Source organism: Pseudomonas sp., assembly GCF_036387035.1.
Lineage (GTDB): Bacteria > Pseudomonadota > Gammaproteobacteria > Pseudomonadales > Pseudomonadaceae > Aquipseudomonas.
In genome coordinates this window covers 1-21230 of record NZ_DASVUM010000001.1, presented here as the reverse complement: position 1 = coordinate 21230, position 21230 = coordinate 1, and the positions used below count along the sequence as shown (strand labels likewise).

Sequence of the window (21230 nt, the reverse complement as noted above, 5' to 3'; positions counted from 1 at the left end):
AAAGGAATGCGATCGAACGGAACGCACGAACGGCGCCGCTCAATAGCATTTGTTTGTCAGCGAACTTGATTCTCGCAAAGACGAAAGTAGGAAGTTTCCAGTTGTAGAGTGGGATCGCTCTCGATATTTCAATCAAAAAAAACGCATAAAAAAAGCCCCTCGAAAGGGGCTTCAGTGACGGCATCCAGCGACCGTTATCAGGTCATCTGAATGGTGGTCTGCATGATGGTGCTTTGGGTCGAAATGGTCTTGGCGTTCGCCTGGTAATTGCTTTGCGCCTTGATCAGGTTGACCAGTTCACCGGTGAGGTCGACGTTGGATTCTTCCAGCGCCTGCCCGGTCAGTGCACCCAGCGTACCCGACTCCGGAGCGCCCGTGACCGGGATGCCCGAGGTGGAGGTTTCGCGCCAGTTGGTGCCGCCTGCCGGGGCCAGGCCCTGAACGTTGGCGAAGTTGGTCAGCGACACTTGACCGATGACCTTCGACTGACCGTTGGTGTAGGTCGCGAACATGTTGCCGGTGGCGTCGATGTTCATGGCCGTGATCTGGCCGGTGGCGTAGCCATCCTGCGTCTTGGTGATTGCACCCGACACCGAGTTGGTCTGCGTGGTCGCCAGCATATTGAGCTTGATCCCGCCCGCGTTGGCGGCTGCGCCATTGCTCGACCAGGTGGTGGTGCTGCCGACCGTAGTCTTGGCGGCCGGTACCCAGTTGTTGATGGTAAACACACCATCGGTGCCAATGCCTACGTTTGGCGAATTAGTGGTGTCCGGCGCGCCGGTGCCGCTGGTGACCAAGCCACCCGACGAATCGAAGGTCATTGCCGTCGCGTCAGCGGTGGTGGACGTCGGATCGCTGATGCTGCGTCCATCGACCAGGCTGTACATTGTCCAGGTATTGGTGCCCGTCTTCGAAAAATACTGGTCGAGGGTGTGCTGGTTACCCTGACTGTCGTACAACGGCGTGCTGTAGGTCGTGGTGTAGCTGCTGGTGTCCGACGGCGAGAACGTTGACACAGTCGGCACGGTCGACGAGGAGTTCAGGTTGGAGGCGACGGTGATCAAACTGGTGCTTTTCGGCGCCAGGTTCGACGAATCGACCCGCAGGTTGCTCAGCACGCCGGTGGAGACATTGCCCTGACCGTCGACACTGTAGCCCTGAAGATTGTTGCCCGCTTCGTTGACGATATAGCCATCTGAATCGGTGTGAAATGCGCCGGCCCGGGTGTAAAGCTTTTCGCCGTTGTTGCTCAGCATGAAGAAGCCGTTGCCGTTGATTGCCAGGTCCAGGCTGCGGCCGGTACCGGTGGTCAAGGTGCCTTGGGTGAATTGCTGAGACACCGTGGCGGTGTAGACGCCGCTGCCGGTGTTGGTGCCGCCGGACGTACCGCGAATGGACTGGGCGTACTGGTCTGCAAACTCCGCACGGGAAGATTTGAAACCGGTGGTCGCGACGTTGGCAATGTTGTTGCCGGTAACGTCGAGACTTTTATTTGCTGCGTAGAGCCCACTAAGACCAACATTGAAAGACATGATTAACTCCTGCGCCGTCTAGTCGGCTCTAAATTCCGATTTGCTTGATTTTTGCCAGTGCAACCTGGGTGCCGCCCGCAAGGTTCAACGTCATGTCAGAGCCCGTTGTGCCCATGGTCACGCTGTTGACCGTTGCCGGCAGATAGGTGGTCAACGCGGTGGCGGTGCCGTCAAGGCTGCCGTTGGCAACGAAGCTGTAATTGCCCGCTGCCACCGCGGCGCCGCTGTCGTCCTTGCCATCCCAGCTAAAGGATGTGGTACCGGCAGCCTGAGTGCCCAGGTCAATGGTGCGTACGATGTTGGTACCGGTGCTGTCGTAGACCTTGACCGTGGTGGCGGTGCTGGACGATGGCAGGACCACCGAACCGGTCATGGCCTTGCTGGTGTCGACATAGGTCGAACCTGCGTCCACGGTCACCGAGCGGCCGACCAGCGAAGAGGCCTGCAACGCCTGAGACGACTGGTACATCGTGCTGATCGAGTCAACCGAGGTGCTCAGGTTCTGCATGGTTTCCAGGCTGCTGAACTGGGCCAACTGCGCCACGAACTCGCTGTTGTCCTGCGGATCGAGCGGGTTCTGATTCTGCATTTGCGTGACCAGCAATTGCAGGAATGAATCCTTGCCCAGCGAGCTGGTGCCAGTGGAACTGGTGCTGGTGCCTGTGGTACCCGGGGTCGTGCTTTGCAGCCCTTTAAGGAACGTCGAGGTAGCGTCTGTGCTTGAGACCGTCATGGATTTCGCCCTTTATCACTGACCGAGGGTCAGGACCTTCTGCATCATGGTTTTCGCGGTGTTCATGATTTCCGCGTTGGTCTGGAACGAACGGCTGGCCGAGATCATGTCAGCCATCTCGTTGACGACGTTGACGTTCGGGTAATAGACGTAGCCGTTCTTGTCAGCAGACGGGTGGTTTGGCTCGTAACGTGCTTCCAGGTTGGAGGCGTCTTCGACGATGCCGGAAACCTGTACGCCGGTGCCGGCCTGTCCCTGGTCTTCGAACAGCGATGCGCTGCCACCGGACTCCTGGCCCTGGAAGACCGTGGCGAACACCGGATGGCGGGCGCGGTAGGTCTTGTCCATGCTGGAGGACACGGTTTCGGCGTTGGCGATGTTACTGGCCACGGTATTGAGGCGGGTGTTCTGGGCACTCATGCCGCTACCGGCAATATTGAAAACACTGGACAGGGACATGGATTACTCTCCGCGCAGGGCTGCAACCAGCCCTTTGAATTTGCTGTTGAGCAAGGTGAAGCTGGCCTGAAAACCGATGGCGTTTTCGGCGTAGTTGGCGTTTTCAACCTGGGAGTCGACGGTGTTCTGGTCCAGCGACGGCTGGGACGGCGTGCGGTAAAGCAGACTGGCTTCGCCGTCGCTCATGCCTTCGGCTTCGATGTGACGGCTGTTGGTCATCTCGAGGTTGAAGTGGCCGTTGGTGGTCTTGTCGCTCTGCGCTGCGAGGACCTTGGAGAAGTCCAGGTCGCGCGCCTTGTAGTTCGGCGTGTCGGCGTTGGTGATGTTGTTGGCCAGCACTTCAGCACGCTGCGCGCGGAAGTTGAGCGCTTTTTCGTGGATGCCGAGGGCGTTTTCAAAACTGATGCTCATGTCGGGACCTTTGAGGGCTGACCAGATGTACGTGCAGGAGTTATAGCAAGGTGCGTGCCACATGTTGAAAGTGCCGTTTTACGGGGGCTGTGGCGGTGATGGCGAGGGGGCATGACAGAAAAGCGGCAAGGGATTTCCGCTCGATGAGAGGAAAGCGGCAAGGGCGGTGCCGTTTTTTTGCCGTATTGCATACTCCGCGCAAGATCAGAGCGTCTGCCTAACGGCAGACCGTTTCGCCTTCGGCGAGTTACTTGATAAAGCCCCAAGTAACCAAGGGCTTGTGCTTCCGGTTTGGCCCCTCCTGCGTCGGGGTTCCCTCACTCCGACGACGCTCCGTGGGCCCGCGCCGAACGGACATCCATGTCCTGACGGCGCTCTCGCCGCATCCATGCGGCTCGACCCACTGCGCGTCGTCTACGTTCGGCCTGCACCCAAGTCGCGTTGGGTGTCGTCTGGGCTTTTTGTGGATGAAGATCAAGATCAACAGCTTCCCGGCTAAAGCCGGTCCTACTAAACCGCGTTCACGCAATACTGATCGTTCCCACGTTCCGCGTGGTAACGCCGCCCAGGACGCTCCGCGTCGCGCAGACGACGCACATTCAGGCCGTAGAAGTGACGCGGAGCGTCACGGGATGCATTCCCACGCGGAGCGTGGGAACGATCAGATATCTCTGTCACGGCGCGCACGACGTAGGACCGGCTTCAGCCGGGAAGCCTTTGATCTGCCTCTGATCTGCTTCTGATCTGCTTCTGATCTGCTTCTGATCTGCTTCTGATCTGCTTCTGATCTGCTTCTGATCTTGATCTTCATATGCAAAAGGCTCAGTCACCGCCAATCGCGACTTGGGTGCAGGCTGAACGCAGGTCTCGTGGAGTGGGCCGAGCCGCATGGATGCGGCGAGAGCGCCGTCAGGGCATGGATGCCCGTTCGGCGCGGGCCCACGGAGCGGGACCGGAGTGAAGGAACCCGACGAAGTCGGGCCCAACCGAGAGCAAGCACCCTTGGTTACTTGGGGTGCTTTTCCAAGTAACTCGCCGAAGGCGAAACAGTTCTGCCGTTAGGCAGAACCAATGCCGACACATAAAAAACCCCGCCTAAGCGGGGTTCACATCAAATCAAAACCGCAGCCAATCACTTCGCCTGGTAAATAATCCCGGGACTGCACTGCACCATCTGATAATGATCGGGCAACCCGTTCAACGCCTCCGACGCCCCAAGGAACAAATACCCCCCAGGCTTCAGCGTCGAATGAATGCGCAACAAAATATCCTTCTTCACATCCGCCGAAAAATAAATCAACACGTTGCGACAGAACACGATATCGAACTTGCCCAATGCCGCATAACTGTCCAACAGGTTGAAAGAACGAAACTCAACCCGGCTCTTGATCGGCGTCTTCACCGTCCATCGTCCCGGCGTCTTCTGATCGAAGAAACGCTGCAGACGGTCCGGCGACAACCCACGGCCAATGGCCAGACTGTCGTACTCACCCGTCTTGCAATTGTTCAACATCAAGCCCGACAAATCCGTCGCCACAATCTGCACACCCGACTTTAACTGACCCGGGTTACTGCGCTCGAACTCATCGATCGACATCGACAGCGAATACGGTTCCTGCCCCGACGAACAGGCCGCCGACCAGATTCGCAAACGCTGGTTGGGGCTGGCCTTGATCGCCTCCGGCAGCGCCTTGTTCTTCAGCACCTCGAAGGGATAAGTATCGCGAAACCATAACGTCTCGTTGGTCGTCATCGCATCGACCACCTGCTCGCGCAAACCACTGCGAGGCTGGGTCTGGATGCGCTGAACCAGCTCACCCAACGACTTGATGGACTGCTGTTCCATCAACTTGTTGAGACGGCTGGACACCAGATACTGTTTATTTTCACCCAGCAAAATGCCACAGGCTTTTTCCAGGAACACCCGGAACTGATCAAAATCCAAATTACCTGTAGACATGCCGCCTCTCAAAATCATGTGAACAGCAAGGAGGAAAACCCCTCCTCAGCTGATATCCGCCGCCTTGATACGATCTACCACCCTCGCCGCCAGATCGTCCGGCCGGAACTTGGCCAGGAAATCATCCGCGCCGACCTTCTTGACCATCGCCTGGTTGAACACGCCCGACAACGAGGTGTGCAACACGATGTGCAACTTCTGCATGCGCGGGTCGCTGCGAATTTCTGCAGTGAGGGTATAGCCATCCATTTCCGGCATTTCAATGTCGGAAATCATCATCAGGAATTCTTCTTCCGGTTTCTTGCCTTCTTCCACCAGTTTGCGCAGGAATTCGAGTGCCTGACGACCGTCATTCAACGCCGTGACTTCCACGCCGACGGTTTGCAGGCAGCGCGTTACCTGTTTGCGCGCCACCGATGAATCATCGACTGTCAGCACGCGCAGCGAGAGCGCCTTGTGCTGGACCTCTGCCGTGACCACGCCGACCGAGATGTTCTCGGAGACCGGCGCCACTTCGGCGAGGATCTTCTCGACGTCGATGATTTCCACCAACTGGTTATCGAGTCGCGTCACTGCCGTCAGGTAGTGGTCGCGCCCGGTACCCTTGGGTGGCGGATGAATGTCTTCCCAGTTCATGTTGACGATGCGCTCCACCGAATGCACCAGGAAGCCCTGAATCTTGGTGTTGTACTCCGTGATGATCACGAACGCGTTGGCCATGTCAGTCAACGGTTTGCCGCCGGTCGCCAACGCCAGATCGAGGATCGGGATGGTCCCGCCACGAATACTTGCCACACCGCGCACAATCGGACTGGATTTGGGCATGTGGGTAAGTTTTGGGCACTGAAGCACCTCTTTTACCTTGAACACGTTGATCCCATACAACTGCTTGCCGTCCAACCGGAACAGCAGCAGCTCAAGGCGGTTCTGCCCTACCAGTTGAGTGCGCTGGTTTACTGAATCCATCACACCAGCCATGCACCACACCTCCCAAAACGACCAATTGCGCTACCGGATCGGTATGCGGCACGGGCCTTGCTATTTACACATCATGAACACACAAACGACAGTATCCCGACGCCCGGCACCCGCAACCCGCAGCTTTCTCTGCGTGCTGGTCGCGCTGTGTCTGTTAACTGCCGCCAGCCTGAGCCGCGCAGACAACATGACCCTGCCTGAAACACTTATCGGCGTCACCCAGGGCTTTCTTGAATTCACAGTTGAAGACTACATGGCGACCAACCAAACCGCCGGACGCTACGAGATCGAGGTCAAACAGCTGGACCCGCGCCTGCGCATGCCCCTGTGCGACAAGGATTTGACAGCGTCACTGGAAAGCCCGGCCCAGCCCATCGGCCGCGTCACGGTGCGCGTGCGCTGTGAAGGCACGTCCCCGTGGACAGTGTTCGTGCCGGCCCAGGTGCATCTTTACCGCAATGTCGTCACGGTTGTCCGTCCCATGAAGCGTGAAGCGATCGTGACCGAAAACGATGTCGCGTTGCGCGAGCGTGATGTCAGCCTGCTGGGACAAGGCTTCCTTGATTCGGTCGACCAAGCGATCGGGCAAAAAGTTGTCCGACCAACGGTCATCGACCAGATCCTGACCCCGGTCCACCTCGACCAACCACAAATGGTCCACAAGGGCGACCAAGTGGTGATCACCGCCCGCAGCGGTTCGATGAGCGTGCGCATGCCGGGCGAAGCCCTGTCCGACGGCGGTTTCAACGAGCAAATACGGGTAAAAAACCTGAATTCCCAACGCGTGATCAAGGCCAACATTGTTGCGCCAGGGCAAGTTGAGGTCGCTATGTAACCGACATCTGATGGCAACACCTCTGGCGCTGTGCCTGCGCTTTTCCTACACTCGGAACCCAAATGCTCCGCGCGAAGTCCATTCGAGACTGTTTTCGTGCGAGCCCTAAAGTTATTCCGGGTATGGCCGAAACCATGGCAAGCGTCCTAGAACCCAGAGGTTTTTCATCATGGTCATCGACTTCAATCGTTTGAACAGCTCCACTACCGTCGGCGGTACAACTCGTACGGCCAGCACCAAGGAAGCCGGCAAAACCGAAGCTACGGCAGCGGTCAGCGGCACCTCGAGCGTGCCCGGTAGCGGTGAGGCAGTACATTTGAGCAGCGAAGCTCAACAGTTGCAGAAGATCAGTGATTCGTTGCGCGATCAGCCCGTCGTCAACAGCAGCCGCGTGGCTGAGTTGAAGCAGGCCATCGCCGACGGCAGCTATAAGGTCGACAGCAATCGTGTTGCAAGCAAACTGCTTAACTTCGAAGCCCAGCGCTAGCCCCAGGTCTGCGCAGGGGCTTCTGGACGCTTAAACACCAGGGCATGCGATGCAAGACACTACATTGCTTCAACTGATCACGGACGACATAGCGCCGACCCGGCATTTGCTGGACATCCTGAAGGCCGAGTCAGTGGCGCTTCACGGGCGCAATATGGTCGAGATGGAACACATCCTGGCGCAGAAACAGGCGCTGGTGATCGTGCTCGAGCAGCATGGACGCCGACGTACCCAATTAATGACCAGCCTGGGCCTGCCCGCCAATCGCGCGGGGCTTGAAGAAGTGGCCAGGCATTCGTCCGTGGGCGAAGCCTTGTTGGCTTCAGGCGATGAACTCAGCGCATTAATGAGTGAATGCCAGGCGGCCAATGAACAAAATGGCAGCCTCATCCAGCTCCAGCAACTCACCACGGCACAGCAGTTGAGGATTCTCAACGGCGGCGACACCCCCACGCTGTATGACAGCCGTGGTTCGACGTCGGGCAAGGCCAGACCTCGTCCGCTTAGCCAGGCGTAAGTTCTTGTATCAAGGTGCGCACCGTGGTGGCAATATGCCGCGCGCTGCACGCTGCCGTTATTTGCCTGGAGATGGATAAACCGTGAATGCCTCAAGCGCGGAAGATGTTCCGCAGCCCCCGAAGGTACTGACCACCCCGCTGGAAATCGCTGCCAATCTACGGCTGCTGATGGACAGTCACGACCCGTTGATCATCACCTTTCACGAGCGCAGCCAGCGCTTTCAGAGTTACGTGATCGACGTTGACCGCGACACCAACGAGGTCATTCTCGACGAAATGATCCCGCGCGATGGCGAGCGTTTCCTGGCCAGCGGCGAACCTTTCCGTGTCGAAGGTTTTCACGACGGTGTGCGCATCGCCTGGGAAAGCAAAGCCCAACTGACGGTGATCGAAGACCCTCGCAGCTATCGCGGCCCTCTCCCCGAAGAAGTCGTTTATCACCAGCGCCGCAATGCGTTCCGCGCGGCGCTGAAGCTGGCCTCGCTGATCAACATCGAGATCGGCGGCGACAAGCTCAAGTCTCCATTGCGCGGCAAACTGCTGGACATCTCCGCCACCGGCTGCAAGTTGCGCTTCGAGGGCGATGTCTCCGAGCGCATGCAGCTGGGTCAGGTGTATGAGCGCTTCATCGCCTCCCTGCCGTTCGGCAACATGACTGCGCCGGTGGAACTGCGCTATCTGCATTTCGAAGAAAGGATCAACACCACGTTCGCCGGTGTGCGCTTCCACAACATGAGTGGATTGGTGCAACGTCAGGTTGAGCGCTTTGTGTATCAATTGCAGCGAGAAGCGCGACGCTTCGACAAAGACGACGATTTCTGATTGCTGACAGTAACCCTGCCTGCGCGTTTGAAGACGCGCGGGCGGCTTGCTGAATCCTGCTTCACCTCCCCGATCGCTGACATCTGCACTTCCCAAGACAACCCAGCAACCCGATCAGCCAGCACGCTCCTGCCCCGCTCCGCCCCTTCCAAATGACGGTTTCGCCAACAAAGATGTGAACCTCATCACGCCCGCCTGTAGGACTCTTCACCGCGCCTGCGTGGGACGCGTCTTGAAATAACCTGTGCCAATTTCAAGCCGCTAATCCTGTGTTAGTTTCGCCGCTCAAACGCACCGGAGCATGGACGCTCACCGCGGCCACGTCTCAGGGAAGTTTCGCCATGCGCCCGATCATTGTTCTCAACGACCCCACCCTAAAAGGCGGCCGAGTCACTCAAGGCTCGCCTTCCACCTTCCTGCACGGTCTCAACGTTGCCCGCCTGGGCGACCGCGTGCTCTGCACCCACGGCCCATGCGCCATCGACCAAGGGGATGAAACGGTCCTGGTCGATGACCGGCCCATTGCACGCGAGGGGGACCGCCTTGCCTGCGGCGACACCCTCGTTGCAACCCACGATGACGTCTGCATTGTGTAAGGATCGCCATGAAAGCATTTCTGAAACGCCTGCTTGGCAAACCTGTGCAGCCGCCGCTACCACCGGTCCCGAGACAATACATGGTGCCCCCGCGCAGCATGTACGACCGGATTTCCGAAAAGCGGCTGGCACTCGAAGCCGCCCAACGTCTGCTGGACCGGGCCAAGCCACGGGGTGATTTCTGTGCGCAGGGAGTCAGCGTCGAGGACGTCTGGCTTCGATTGCCCGGGCACTCCCTCGATCAGCAGTTACCTGCCCAGGGCATACCCGGATACGCGAACGCGCTGAGCCACGACCCCAGGCTGATGGCTGCTGGCGGCTCGCGCCGACTGTTGCGGCGGATCGAGATCGATCCGACGACTCAGCCCTCGATCGACCCGCTCAGCCGCGCCATCGAACTGCTGCAGGCAACCCTGACCCAGTGCCCGCTGCTGGACCGAGTCGCGGACTGGACCCAGGTTGAGGTGCATCTGTTCACGCCGTCCCATGTCGATCCACTGGTCTGGTTCGAAACCGTGCTGAATATGTGGCCCCAGGCGCGTCTGCCCGGCGGCGGTTTCCGTATCGCCGACCAGGCGCCGGGGCCGTGGCTTGCCGGTTTACTGTCCAGCAACCTGAGCATGCCCGGTCATCTGTGCCTGAGCATCGACAGCTGGGCCACCCTGCCGGCAAACGCACATGCGGCAGGTCTGGCGCCGCTCGGCGAGGTGGTTTCACTCGTTTCGCTCACGCGTGGCACGCGAACCGATACGCCGAGTACCGCCCCTGCGCAGACCTTCAATCAACAGGTTGAGGGGCCACCGCTGTGCGGTCAGGTCGGGCCCGTCGCCGCCGAATGGACGCAGACGGCCCTCGGCTGTCTCGCGGCCCGCGCTTCCCCCGGCCACGCCCAATGGGTGCTGGACCTCGCCAACAGCGATTCGAGCAGCGGATGGATCATCGCTGAACCTCGCGCTGTGCCCACTGCCCCGACAGGAAGTCCGACATGACCTTCGCAACACACTCCCCCTTCAACCTCGCTGGCATCAGCCAGGAGGGGCGCCTGCTGGAACTGAAGACACCGCTGACGGAGCCGTTGCTGGCGGTGCGCGTACACGGCGTCGAGCGGCTCGGCCGGATACCGCGCTACTGCGTGGACGTCGTCAGCGAATCAACACGCCTCGATACCAGGCCACTGATCGGCGAGCCGGTTCGCCTCGCCATCAAGCTGGCCGACGGCAGCCACATTTACAAACATGGCCTGGTGAGCAGCGTACGCTCCCTGGGCAGCGACGGCAGTTTGCAGGACTGGCAGCTCGAGTTCGCGCCATGGTTCAGCCTGCTGGAGTACCGTCAGGATTGCCGCATCTGGCAAGACATGACGCTGATCGACATCTTCTCCGAGGTATTCCGGGAACATCCCCAGGCGCAAGGCCGCTATGAAATCAACCTGCGCCACGGGCATCCGCCGCTGTCCTACGTCACCCAGTTCAACGAAAGCGACGCCCACTTCGTGCAGCGCTGGTGCGAGCAGGCGGGCATTTATTGGTACGTCTGCCATGAGGCTGACCAGCATCGGATCGTGTTCGTCGACAGCATCCTTGACCTGCCTCCGCTGGAACCGCAAGCACTGCCTTTTCACACCCAGACGGCCGCGCTGGATCACGACAGCATTGTCGAGTGGAGCCAGGCCGATAGACTGCTCAACGGGCACGTGCTCTGGAGCAGCAATAACTACCGGGCGCACCGCCAGCCGCTGTCTGCCCGCTCCCTGGGCCTTGATCCACCCGGGGCGGCGAAGACGCTGGAACGTTACGAGTATCGGGGCCAATACGCGTGGCACAGCGAGGAACACGGGCACTGGCTGACGCGGGTGCAGATCGAGCAGGTGGAGTCGGCGGCGAGGCGCATCACCGGGCATGGCGGTGTCCGACAGATGGTGCCGGGTCATCATTTCGAGCTGGGTGGGCATCCGCTGTACGAGGGTCCGCGCGACCGTCGCGCATTCATGCTGATCGCCGTTGAATTCTGGGCGCAAAGCAACCTGCCCGTTGCACTGACCCGTCGCGAACGGCCCGGCAGCCTGCAATCGCGGCTCAAGGATCTGGGTGGCGACAGTCCGTCTGCCCAAGGGGAAGGCTTTTATCGCAACTCGTTCGAAGCTCAACGCCTGGACGTCGCCTACCGCAGCGCCTTCGAACACGACAAACCGATAAACCCTGGGCCACAGACCGCCGTGGTCGTGGCGCCCAACGGCGCGGCTGTGCAGACCGACGCCCTGAATCGGGTGTGCGTGCGCTTTCATTGGGATCGGCTTACCACCGCGCAAAAGGCGCCCAGTTGCTGGTTGCGCATGCTGCAGAGCAGCAGCGGCGCCGGCTGGGGCAGCGTGCATGTGCCGCGCGCCGGTGAGGAAGTGGTGGTCACCTTTCTCGACAACGACATTGATCGACCGCTAATCCTCGGGCAGGTCTACGGCGGCGATAAACCGGCGTGGCATTCCACCGGGCGAATGAGCGGCTACCGAAGCCAGGAAATAGAAGGGCTGGGTTACAACCAGTGGGTCATGGACGACACCACCGCGCAATTGCGCACGCAGATCCACAGCAGCCACGGCCACACCCAACTGAATCTAGGTTGTCTGGTTGATCAACAGGGCAATGATCGGGGCGCCTGGCGCGGTGACGGATTTGAACTGCGCACCGAAGCCTCCGGCGCCATTCGCGCGCCGCAGGGCTTGTACCTCAGCACCTGGCGACGCACCAAGGCACAAAGCGGACATCTGGACAGCAGCGAAGCCGGCCAGCATCTCGGCGACGCGTTGCAACGCATGACGGCGCTGTCCGACCACGCCGGTCAGCACACTGCCCATTCGCTGGAGGGAGGCGTTGAGCACCTGAACCGCTTGCACCGCCGCCACGCATTCCCACCGCCAGGGCAATGCGACGTCTCAGGGCTATGACGCGCCGCTGATCGTTGCCTCCGCCCCCGCTGACATCGCCGCCGTCACGCCGGAGAACATCCAGTTGCACAGCGGCCGCCACACCACTCTTTCCAGCGGGGAAGACATTAATCTTGCCAGTGCGCGCTCGCTGCTGGTGAGTGTGGGTCGCAGCATCAGCCTGTTTGCCCGCGACGCCGGGGCCAAGTTGTTCGCGGCCAAGGGCAAGGTCGAGATTCAGGCCCAGGACGACGCCATCGAGCTGACCGCCAAGGACAGCGTGCGCATCACCTCCACGGCGCGAACCATCGAGATCGCCGCCCAGGAGGAGATTCTGCTGACCTGCGGCGGGGCCTACATCCGCCTGAAGAACGGCGATATCCAGATTCACGCCCCCGGCACCATTGACATCAAAGCCGCTAAGAAAACCCTCGGCAGCGCCAGCCAGATGAACCGCGAGCAGACGCCTTGGCCGCAAAGCTCGGTGGGCCAGACGCTGACGCTGCTGGCCGGGCAAAGCAGCGCTGCCCGTCATCAGCCATGGACCGGCATGCCCTACACGGTCTTCGCCGACGGCGTCGAGATCGAAAAGGGGGTGATGTCGAGCGATGGAAAAATCAGCGTCGAGCACCGCGTATCCCGCTCGCGCTATCGCGTCGAACTGGCCAACGGCGCCAGCTATGACATCCCGGTCAGCGGCGATTACCTCGGCGATCAGGACAACGGCGCCCGCGCCAATCGCGGCCTGCATCGCCACCAACACAGCCTGACGCCCGGTTTGGGCGCCGCGCCCAGCCAGTACCGCGAAGACTACGACCGCCTCAACGATCCAGACACGGAAGCCTGAAGATGAACACACCCAGCATCACCTGCCCCATCGCCACGAGCCAGACCTCATCGGCTGTCATGAACCAGCGCTGGATGGTCCAGTGCAGCGAGTATTCGCCCAAGCCTGCGACATTCGAGCCGCTGGTGAATGGTGAGCGAGCGTTTGGTGCGGTCCACGACGCGATCATGGCGGCAAAACATTCGGTCGAGATTATTTGCTGGGGATTTCAGCCCTCGATGCAGTTCAAGCGCGGCGGCGGTCAGGAGCAGTGCATCGGCGAACTGCTGGTCATTAAAGCCTCCCTTGGCGTGAAGGTGCGGGTGCTGTGCTGGTCCGACAGCGCTCACCTGACTGCGATGTTCGCGGAAAACATGACGCCGGGCCGGAACCTGGCCTCTTTTGTATCGCCCGCCGGCGACTGGCGCTCCACGTGGCAGCAAGCGTATGACTGGGAATGGTACCGCCGCGCCTCAACCCCTGACACCCGCGCCAGTTCGTTGGTGGAACAGATGTTCCCCGCACTCAAGGGCTACCGATGGATCAAGTTACAGGCACAAGAACTGTTCAAGGCGGGCGCGCGGCCTTTCGAAAACATCGAGTTTGCAGTCCGCGACCTGGGGCTGGCCGACCGAGCAGAGATTGCCTATCAAATCTGGACGCGCTCCCGGGAGCAAGGCGCGGCAGAACTTGAGGCCGCCGGCAAGGCAGCAGCGATGTCGGTGATCCCCACCCATCACCAGAAAATGGTACTGGTCGATTACGAGCACGCCGACCGAGCGGTCGGTTTTGTCATGGGCCACAACATGCTCGACCCCTATTGGGACCGCGACGACCACGCCCATGCGCATGCCGATGACGTGTCCGGGCGCAACGGCTCCACGCCTCGCCAGGACATCTCCAGCCGCGTCACCGGCCCGGTGCTCCAGGACCTGAATGCCAACTTCACCCAGGCCTGGCTGAAGGCGACCGGCATTGACCTGCAGACCGCCCGTGAGCCCCTCGCCGCCCACCTGAAACCGCGCAAGGGTTTCGGGCCACCGATGATGGCGCAAGTGCTGCGCACCCAGACCGAGGCCGGCAAGCGCGACATCCGGACGATGTACCTGCAAGCGGTCAGGAACGCGACCCAGTTCATCTACATCGAGAACCAGTACTTCCGCTGGAAGCCGTTCGCCGACGCCGTTGTCGACATCGCCCGGCGCCATGCCGAAGGCGGTCGCGACCCCGGCGAACACGGTTACCTGCACCTGTTCGTCGTCACCAACTCCTCCGACGAAGGCATGGCCGACGGCGCACTCGGCACGTTCCGCATGCTCCGACAGTTGGGTCGCAGTGAAGTCATGCCCTCTGTGGCGCGTCTGGAACACGATGATTACTGGCAAGCGAAGCTCGATGCGTTGCGCGAGGAGCACATTGCTGCGCAAACCAAACTGGCCGCCTACTACAACCGTGTGGACGCGATGGGCAAGCTCGATGGACCCATCGAACGGCTGGAAATCGAACGTGATGAACTGGCCAGACAGTACACAGAACTTAAAAAACAGCTCCAGAGCGAGAAAAGCGCACCCATTACCCCGATTGATGTGCCTGGATTAAAAGTCCACATCTGCACCCTAGTTGCACCGGACTCCCCGCCCGATAACTGGTTGGAAGTGTATATCCATAGCAAGTTGATGATTATTGATGACGTGTTTACCACGTTGGGCTCGGCGAATATGAATGAGCGGAGTATGAGCTCGGACAGCGAGTTGAATATATGCGTGGAAGATCCGGCGGTGGCGAAACCGTTGAGGAGGCAGTTGTGGGGGTTGCATACGGGGGAAAAGGATGTAGGGGATGTCAGTGAAGCGTTTAAAGCGTGGAGTGAGAGGATCAGAGCAAATAAATTAGCGCATGGGCAAGAGCAGGGTGCTACCAACCAAAAACCGGTATGTTCCCTAGTCGAATTTTTACGAACCAGCCCTAGCCGTAAGAATATAGATTAAATGAACATCAAATTTTACGGACTACTGGTACTGGCGCTTTCCGCAAACGGTTGCGACATGAGGGACAAACCTGTGACATATTTTATTCCTGAAAAGGCTGACTACGATGTCGCCTTCAAACGTCTAGAATTTACTTGTGCGCATGAATCTGACGCATTACCGGGATTGCATCCAGACGCGGAAACTCTATATCGTTACGCGCTGCATTTAACCCAGGTAAAGGGACCGAAAGATTTCAACCTCGCCGCTCGGTTCTACAGAATTGCTGCCGCGCATGGTCACTATCGTGCCGCGACCAATCTCCAAGCATTGCTATCACAAGGAATGACGAATGCTCCGCGTCCGGCACGCGAAACGATCAACCTAGCGGAGGAATTCATGGAGTTAAATATTCCTGGAGCTTACTACGACATGGGGCACTATCTAGAGCTAGGATACGGAGTCAGCCAAGATAGTTCAGCTGCGCGCTACTACTTTAGGCGCTCCGCCGACTTAGGAAATCCGGACGCGCAATACTATGTCGCCGATCAACTTTTCCAGCTTAAAGGAGGGGGAAAGGTTGCATCTCAAATGCGCAAGTGTGCAATGGAACAAGGCCACCTTAAAGCCGCAGGGGAATACGGAGCTCTGAAGCAAAATCAGGGAGATTTTCCGGAGGCACTGCGTGCTTATCAACTAGCAGTTAAATCTGGTGATTCCTTAACCGCAATGACGCTCAAAAACGCATTCACCGGCGTCGGGCCTGATAACAGACTTCACTATCTCGCACTCAATAAAGACACCGAGCGGTCCAGACGGTATCGACTGATCGAAGCCTTTTTAGACAGATACGAACACCTCGGCGCCAAAGTCCCGGACATCGACCAAATCGTCCCCCTCCCCCCAGCACAACTTCCCGATTGGGACGAAACGTTCGAATGGAAGCGCAGACGCGACGCCGCCGTACCGCCATCCCCACCCAGCGAAGAACTGATCGCGCGAATGTGTGAGGAGAAGGGCCTTGATCCGGCTACCGGCTGGCCGTTGAGTGGGTTGAGGTAATGCCCTCGATGCATGAGTACTCAAGCAAATAGCAAACACAAGGACTGATATGAACTTTCACGCATCAGCAGCGTTATTATTAGCGCTGTCTCTAACCGGCTGCGATACAAAAGATGAAACAACCCCAGGCTTACCTCCTGTAAGTGCAGATTACGACGCCGCGCATGATACATCGGAATTTAAATGCGTGTATGAGTCGGCAAACCTACCAGCATCCAATTCAGAAGTAGAACTCTTGTATCAATATGGAATGCACCTCGCCGCTGCAATAGAGCCTGAGGACCTCGATAAAATTGCGCGTTACTTTCGAATTGCTGCCGCGCATGGTCATTATCCGGCAGCAACTGGCTTAGAGGACCTGCTGTTACAGCAAAAAATAAGTACGGCGAAGCGGGTGGACGAGATTATTAACCTGATGAAACATTTAACAACCGAAGATATCCCCTGGGCTCATTTATATATGAGCGCTTATCTTGGGCTTGGGTATGGCGTCAAACAAGATATTCCAGCATCGCAACATTACCTTAGACGCGCGGCCGATCTAGGAAGTCCTGAGGCACAATATAGCATCGCCAGAGAGGGTATATATTATCCAGACCCTCCGGCGATCACCCGCCCCATGCTGCGCTGCGCGATGTTACAAGGACACGTAAACGCCACATACCTTTATTTTGAGATGACCCCTGATAATAAGAATTACGGTGAGGCCTTACCCGGCCTTCAGTCAGCCGTTAAATCAGGAAATGAGGAAAGTGCGTCATTTCTCGCCAAAGCATTCAACCCAACTAGATTGACAGGAGATTCCATTGCCTTCACTTCGGAAGACAGCGCAGAAAGGTCTCGGCGCTATGCTCTGATTGCAAAATTTCTTGCCAGATACAGGAATCTCCACCCTCAATTACCGGACATTGATCAAATTGTTCCGCTGCCCCCAGCCAACTTGCCCGTTTGGGATGGGACATACCAGTGGAAGCGTGAGTGGGATGCAGCCATTACACCACTTCCGCCAAGTGATGAACTCGTCGCCCGGATGAGTAGAGAAAAAGACCTTGATCCAAACACTGGACGGCAACTAAGCGCGCTAAAACTCAAACTTAGGTCTTTCACTGATAAAATTTTCTAGCCGTAAAGGGATGAATAGCTATGACTGTGTCATCGAAAAGATTTTTGGATGGGGTGCTCGCCTCGATTTTTCTAATCAGTTTTCTCGCCATCTCCCTAATGGAAAACGACTCATTCCATAAGTGGTTCACCAACACTACTTCAGAGATTCATCGTTTACTGACCTCACTTGTCGATGCAGACGAGCAGATCCCAGAATGGGTACTGGAGTCCATGACCCTGCAAACTGCTGGAGATACGCTAAGTGACGCTGAGCTAGACCAGGAGATATGGATCAGCACGCCGCAAGCAACCATTGATGAGAGGTATTTCTCTTGTGCGCCTCTTCGCCTTGAAAAACCGAGCGCATCTGCACTAGCCGCGTTTAACGAAGCGGAATTGCTGGGTCAGGGGTCTGAAGCAGAGCTCAAATACGCCGCCGCTGCTCGGGGAGGATATTGGCGGGCGGCCGAGCGGCTGGTGACCATGAAGTTGCGCGAGGGGAATAGGACATACGCAGCCGCCGCAATAGCTTGGCTTATTCACAACAACATTCCTGCCGGTTACAACAAAATGGCCGATTTTAAAGGGGGCGGCCCCAATGAGCTAGCACATAAGCCATCGCTCATTGGAGGCTCTTTCAGGTGGCGGGCCGCTCTCAATGGCGATCCAGATGCTTTATCGAAGATGGCAGACCTGCTGACGCGTGAAGGCGAGCCGCAGTTTGCCAAAACGCTGCGTGACTGTGCTGAACTTAACAGACAAACATTTGATGAATCCGCGGAAAGCCACTGGGATTCATTCTTGCATTGGCTGCTATAGGTCGAAGATGCCCGGTAGAGTTTTGCCGGATGAAACACCCCATTCGCCAGCAAGCTCACCGCAGGTTCAGCGGCCGCGACAGATCGGCGGTTGAATGGAGATCAACTGTAAGAGCGCGCTAGCCCGCGAATGGGGTCAGCCTGAGGAAATCCATTTCGCAGACAGATCGCCTTCGCGGGCAAGGTGGAGCGCCACCCCGGTCGCTCAGGTTTTGCCTCAGCAAGATTTCGGATTCAGGCACTGAATCTGTGGGAGGCAGCTTGCTGGCGAAGGCGGTGGCCCAGCCGACATCCATTTCACAGACACACCGCCTTCGCGGGCAAGCGCGCTCCTACAGGATTTCGCGGTGCTCGGGCTGTCTGCGTGAGACAACAGACCTGTGGGAGCCCGGACAGCCAGGCCCCATCACAAAGGCCTATCCACCCCAACATCCCGGCGCACCTCAACCGCCTCCTCCGGCCCAGCCGCACCAGTATCAGCAACCACCTCCTCATCCATAATCGCCACCGGCCGCACAACGCCTTCACCCGACGCCACGACCCGCTCCACCATCTCTGGCTGCACTTCGGCTTCAGCCGCCACATCCGGCGCAACCTCGGTCGAAACCTCCGGCTCAGGTTCAACGTCCTGCATCTGATCCTGCACCACCTGCTCATCAACCCGCGGGTCAAGGGCGACCACCAGCGGGGAGCTGGACATGCTGTCGGGCATGGCGATGTGGTGCAGCGGGGCGTCTTCGACCTGGTGCAGGTTGGTGACGGCTTTCGGACGAATACGCGTCACCAGCACCAGCGCCACGAAGCAGACGAAGGCGTAAAGCATGTTGCTGCCGAACATCTTCATCAGCACACCGGACACCAGCGGGCCGATACTGGCGCCGACGCCGTAGGTCATCAGGAGCATGGCCGTCAGGGAGACCCGACGTTCGCCTTCGACGTGGTCGTTGGAAAACGCCACCGCCAGCGGGTACAGGGAAAACTGCAGCAGCGACGCGAGGAAGCCCACCGCCAGCAGCAATTCCATCGGTACGCTTGGGAGGATCGCCAGCGGCAGTGATGCCAGCACCAGCAAGCCGGCCACACCGCGAATCAGCCAGGCGCGGTCATAGCGGTCCGAGAGTTTGCCCAGCGGACCCTGCACGATGAGGCCCGCGCCAATGCAACTGGCCATGAACAGACCGACATGCTCGGTGGACAGGCCCTGCTGCGCGGCATACAGCGGCGCCAGGCCGTAAAAGGAGCCGATAATCATGCCGGCGCTCAGCACCGTGGTCAGCGATTGCGGCACACGGCGCATGAAGAATAGCGGCTCGAGAGGCGCCGGGTGCATGGGCGCCGGGTGAATGCTGCGGGTCATCGCCACGGGCACCAGGCAGAGCGCGAAACACATCGCCACGAGCATGAGCAGTTCCGGGCCCAGCTGCGGGTGGACGACCAGAATCAGCTGGCCGAGCACCAGCCCCAGGTAAGACGCGATCATGTAGAGGCTGAACACCGTGCCGCGCTGCTTGGGCGAGGCCTGCTCGTTGAGCCAGCTCTCGATGACCATGTACTGGCACATCATCCCCAGGCCGACAATCATCCGCAGGAAGATCCACGCCGGTAAATAGTCGAAAAGCCCATGGCCCAGCACCGCTGCGCCGACAATCCCGGCGCACGTTGCGTAAGCACGGATGTGCCCTATGCGGCCGATCAGGCGGTGGCCGATCTTCCCGCCCAGGGCCAGGCCGACGTAGTTCGCTGCCATCAACGCACCGACCCACAAGCCATCGACCTGGTCAGCGGCCAGGCGCAGGGCGAGGTAGGTGCTGAGCAGGCCCGAGCCGATCAACATCATCAGCGAGGCAAAATACAGCGCTCGAAAAGACTTCCAGATTTGGCGCATAGCTTTCCAAAAAACGGAAACCCCCGACTTGAGAGGGTTTCCGAACAGCGATTCTTAAGCCTGAGCGGCCAGAACGCGGCGCTCCCAGGGGGTGATTTCGTTGAAGAAGCTGGTCATTTCCAGGGTCTTCGACGCGACGTAACCTTCGATGAATTCAGCACCGAACAGTTCCTTGGCCAACGCGCTGCGAGTCAGACGCTCCAGGGCAGCGTGCAGGGTACATGGCAACGACAGATTATCGGGCACGACGAACTCACCTTGAATCGGTGGCGACGGTTCGAGCCGGTGCTCGATGCCATGCAAGCCCGCCGCCAGGCTGGCGGCGATGGCCAGATACGGGTTGGCGTCGGCGCCGGGCAAACGGTTCTCGACCCGACGGGCGACCGCTGCGCTGGCGGGAATGCGCAGGCCCGCCGAACGGTTGTCATGGGACCAGCAGGCGTTGTTCGGCGAAGCGAAGGGATGGCACAGGCGATGATAGGAATTGACGTTGGGCGCGAACAACGCCGTGAAGTCGGCCATCGCCGCCTGCTGACCGCCAATGAAATGATGGAACAGGTCGGTGGCCTCGCCCTGCTCGTCGCTGAAGATGTTATTGCCAGTGGCGGTGTCGACCACGCTCTGGTGGATGTGCATCGAACTCCCGGGCGTGTGCGCCAGCGGTTTGGCCATGCACACCACGATCAGGCCGTGTTTGAGCGCGACCTCCTTGAGCAGGTGCTTGAACAGAAACGTCTGGTCGGCCAGCAACAGCGGATCGCCGTGCAGCAGATTGATCTCGAACTGGCTGACGCCCATCTCGTGCATGACGGTGTCGCGAGGCAAGCCCAGCGCGGTCATGCAGGCATACACCTCTTTGAAAAACGGGCGCAGGCCATTGTTGGAACTGATGCTGAACGCCGACTGGCCGTCTTCACGACGACCGTCCAGACCGACCGGCGGCTGGAAGGGCTGGCTCGCATCGGGGTTGGCGGCAAAGACGAAGAACTCAAGCTCGGTCGCCACCACCGGTGACCAGCCATGCCGGGCATAGCGGGCAATTACCGATTTGAGCTGGCCGCGGGTGGACAGCGGCGACGGATGGCCGTCGAGCTCGTCGGCGTCACAGATCGCCAGGGCGCGCGGCTCCTCGCTCCAGGGCAGGCGATGGGTTTGCTGCGGGTCAGCGATCAGGGCCAGGTCGCCGTCGTCGCTGCCGTAGAATTTCGACGGCGGGTAGCCGCCCATGATGCATTGCAGCAGCACGCCCCGCGCCAACTGCAACCGACGGCCTTCGAGAAACCCCTCGGCGGTCATCACCTTCCCTCGTGGCACGCC

At 59.2% G+C, this 21230-nt stretch carries 20 protein-coding genes; 12 read left to right on the top strand and 8 right to left on the bottom strand.

Annotated features, from left to right (window positions below):
* Positions 1–197: 197 nt before the first annotated feature.
* From flgE to VF672_RS00075, 6 genes are all read right to left on the bottom strand, one after another.
* The gene (flgE, locus tag VF672_RS00100; protein WP_331100082.1) at positions 198–1532 is read right to left on the bottom strand and encodes a flagellar hook protein FlgE; all 1335 of its coding nucleotides are present in this window, start codon (positions 1530–1532) and stop codon (positions 198–200) included.
* A gap of 28 nt (positions 1533–1560) precedes the next feature.
* Positions 1561–2265 (bottom strand): flagellar hook assembly protein FlgD, encoded by a 705-nt coding sequence (locus VF672_RS00095; protein WP_331100080.1) that lies wholly within the window; start codon positions 2263–2265, stop codon positions 1561–1563.
* Between the two features lie 15 nt (positions 2266–2280).
* On the bottom strand, positions 2281–2724 hold the full coding sequence (flgC, locus tag VF672_RS00090; protein WP_133775926.1) for a flagellar basal body rod protein FlgC: 444 nt from the start codon (positions 2722–2724) through the stop codon (positions 2281–2283).
* 3 nt (positions 2725–2727) lie between these two features.
* Positions 2728–3135, bottom strand: coding sequence for a flagellar basal body rod protein FlgB (flgB, locus tag VF672_RS00085; protein ID WP_331100076.1), 408 nt, complete (start codon positions 3133–3135; stop codon positions 2728–2730).
* A 1132-nt stretch (positions 3136–4267) separates the two neighbouring features.
* Positions 4268–5095, bottom strand: coding sequence for a protein-glutamate O-methyltransferase CheR (gene cheR, locus VF672_RS00080; RefSeq protein WP_331100074.1), 828 nt, complete (start codon positions 5093–5095; stop codon positions 4268–4270).
* Between the two features lie 45 nt (positions 5096–5140).
* A complete protein-coding gene (locus VF672_RS00075; RefSeq protein ID WP_331100072.1) occupies positions 5141–6073 on the bottom strand; it encodes a chemotaxis protein CheV in 933 nt (310 codons plus the stop codon).
* 73 nt (positions 6074–6146) lie between these two features.
* Between VF672_RS00075 and flgA the strand changes: the two genes are divergently transcribed.
* The 12 genes from flgA (at position 6147) to VF672_RS00015 (ending at position 18029) form a co-directional block, all read left to right on the top strand.
* Positions 6147–6908, top strand: a complete 762-nt coding sequence (flgA, locus tag VF672_RS00070; protein WP_331100135.1) for a flagellar basal body P-ring formation chaperone FlgA — start codon at positions 6147–6149, stop codon at positions 6906–6908.
* Between the two features lie 169 nt (positions 6909–7077).
* On the top strand, positions 7078–7395 hold the full coding sequence (flgM, locus tag VF672_RS00065; protein WP_331100070.1) for a flagellar biosynthesis anti-sigma factor FlgM: 318 nt from the start codon (positions 7078–7080) through the stop codon (positions 7393–7395).
* A gap of 49 nt (positions 7396–7444) precedes the next feature.
* On the top strand, positions 7445–7912 hold the full coding sequence (locus VF672_RS00060; RefSeq protein WP_331100069.1) for a flagellar protein FlgN: 468 nt from the start codon (positions 7445–7447) through the stop codon (positions 7910–7912).
* A gap of 82 nt (positions 7913–7994) precedes the next feature.
* Positions 7995–8735 carry a flagellar brake protein gene (locus tag VF672_RS00055; protein ID WP_331100066.1) on the top strand — a complete coding sequence of 247 codons (741 nt, stop codon included), beginning with the start codon at positions 7995–7997 and terminating at the stop codon, positions 8733–8735.
* A gap of 341 nt (positions 8736–9076) precedes the next feature.
* Positions 9077–9331, top strand: coding sequence for a PAAR domain-containing protein (locus VF672_RS00050; RefSeq protein WP_331100064.1), 255 nt, complete (start codon positions 9077–9079; stop codon positions 9329–9331).
* A gap of 8 nt (positions 9332–9339) precedes the next feature.
* Entirely contained in the window at positions 9340–10320 is a 981-nt protein-coding gene (locus tag VF672_RS00045) for a hypothetical protein (protein WP_331100062.1), read from the top strand.
* Positions 10317–12272 (top strand): type VI secretion system Vgr family protein, encoded by a 1956-nt coding sequence (locus VF672_RS00040; RefSeq protein ID WP_331100060.1) that lies wholly within the window; start codon positions 10317–10319, stop codon positions 12270–12272. The genes VF672_RS00045 and VF672_RS00040 overlap by 4 nt, the downstream gene beginning before the upstream one ends.
* A gap of 7 nt (positions 12273–12279) precedes the next feature.
* Complete coding sequence (locus VF672_RS00035; protein ID WP_331100133.1) at positions 12280–13098, top strand: DUF2345 domain-containing protein; 819 nt, start codon at positions 12280–12282, stop codon at positions 13096–13098.
* 2 nt (positions 13099–13100) lie between these two features.
* On the top strand, positions 13101–15065 hold the full coding sequence (locus tag VF672_RS00030) for a phospholipase D-like domain-containing protein (RefSeq protein ID WP_331100058.1): 1965 nt from the start codon (positions 13101–13103) through the stop codon (positions 15063–15065).
* On the top strand, positions 15066–16106 hold the full coding sequence (locus VF672_RS00025) for an SEL1-like repeat protein (protein ID WP_331100056.1): 1041 nt from the start codon (positions 15066–15068) through the stop codon (positions 16104–16106). It begins immediately after the preceding gene.
* Positions 16107–16155: 49 nt separating this feature from the next.
* Complete coding sequence (locus VF672_RS00020) at positions 16156–17229, top strand: SEL1-like repeat protein (RefSeq protein ID WP_331100054.1); 1074 nt, start codon at positions 16156–16158, stop codon at positions 17227–17229.
* Positions 17230–17249: 20 nt separating this feature from the next.
* The gene (locus tag VF672_RS00015; protein WP_331100052.1) at positions 17250–18029 is read left to right on the top strand and encodes a hypothetical protein; all 780 of its coding nucleotides are present in this window, start codon (positions 17250–17252) and stop codon (positions 18027–18029) included.
* Positions 18030–18434: 405 nt separating this feature from the next.
* Here VF672_RS00015 and VF672_RS00010 read toward each other — a convergent pair whose 3' ends face one another.
* Together VF672_RS00010 and VF672_RS00005 are read right to left on the bottom strand one after the other, a co-directional pair.
* Entirely contained in the window at positions 18435–19913 is a 1479-nt protein-coding gene (locus VF672_RS00010; RefSeq protein ID WP_331100050.1) for an MFS transporter, read from the bottom strand.
* 54 nt (positions 19914–19967) lie between these two features.
* Positions 19968–21209 carry a glutamine synthetase family protein gene (locus tag VF672_RS00005; protein WP_331100131.1) on the bottom strand — a complete coding sequence of 414 codons (1242 nt, stop codon included), beginning with the start codon at positions 21207–21209 and terminating at the stop codon, positions 19968–19970.
* Positions 21210–21230: the final 21 nt, after the last annotated feature.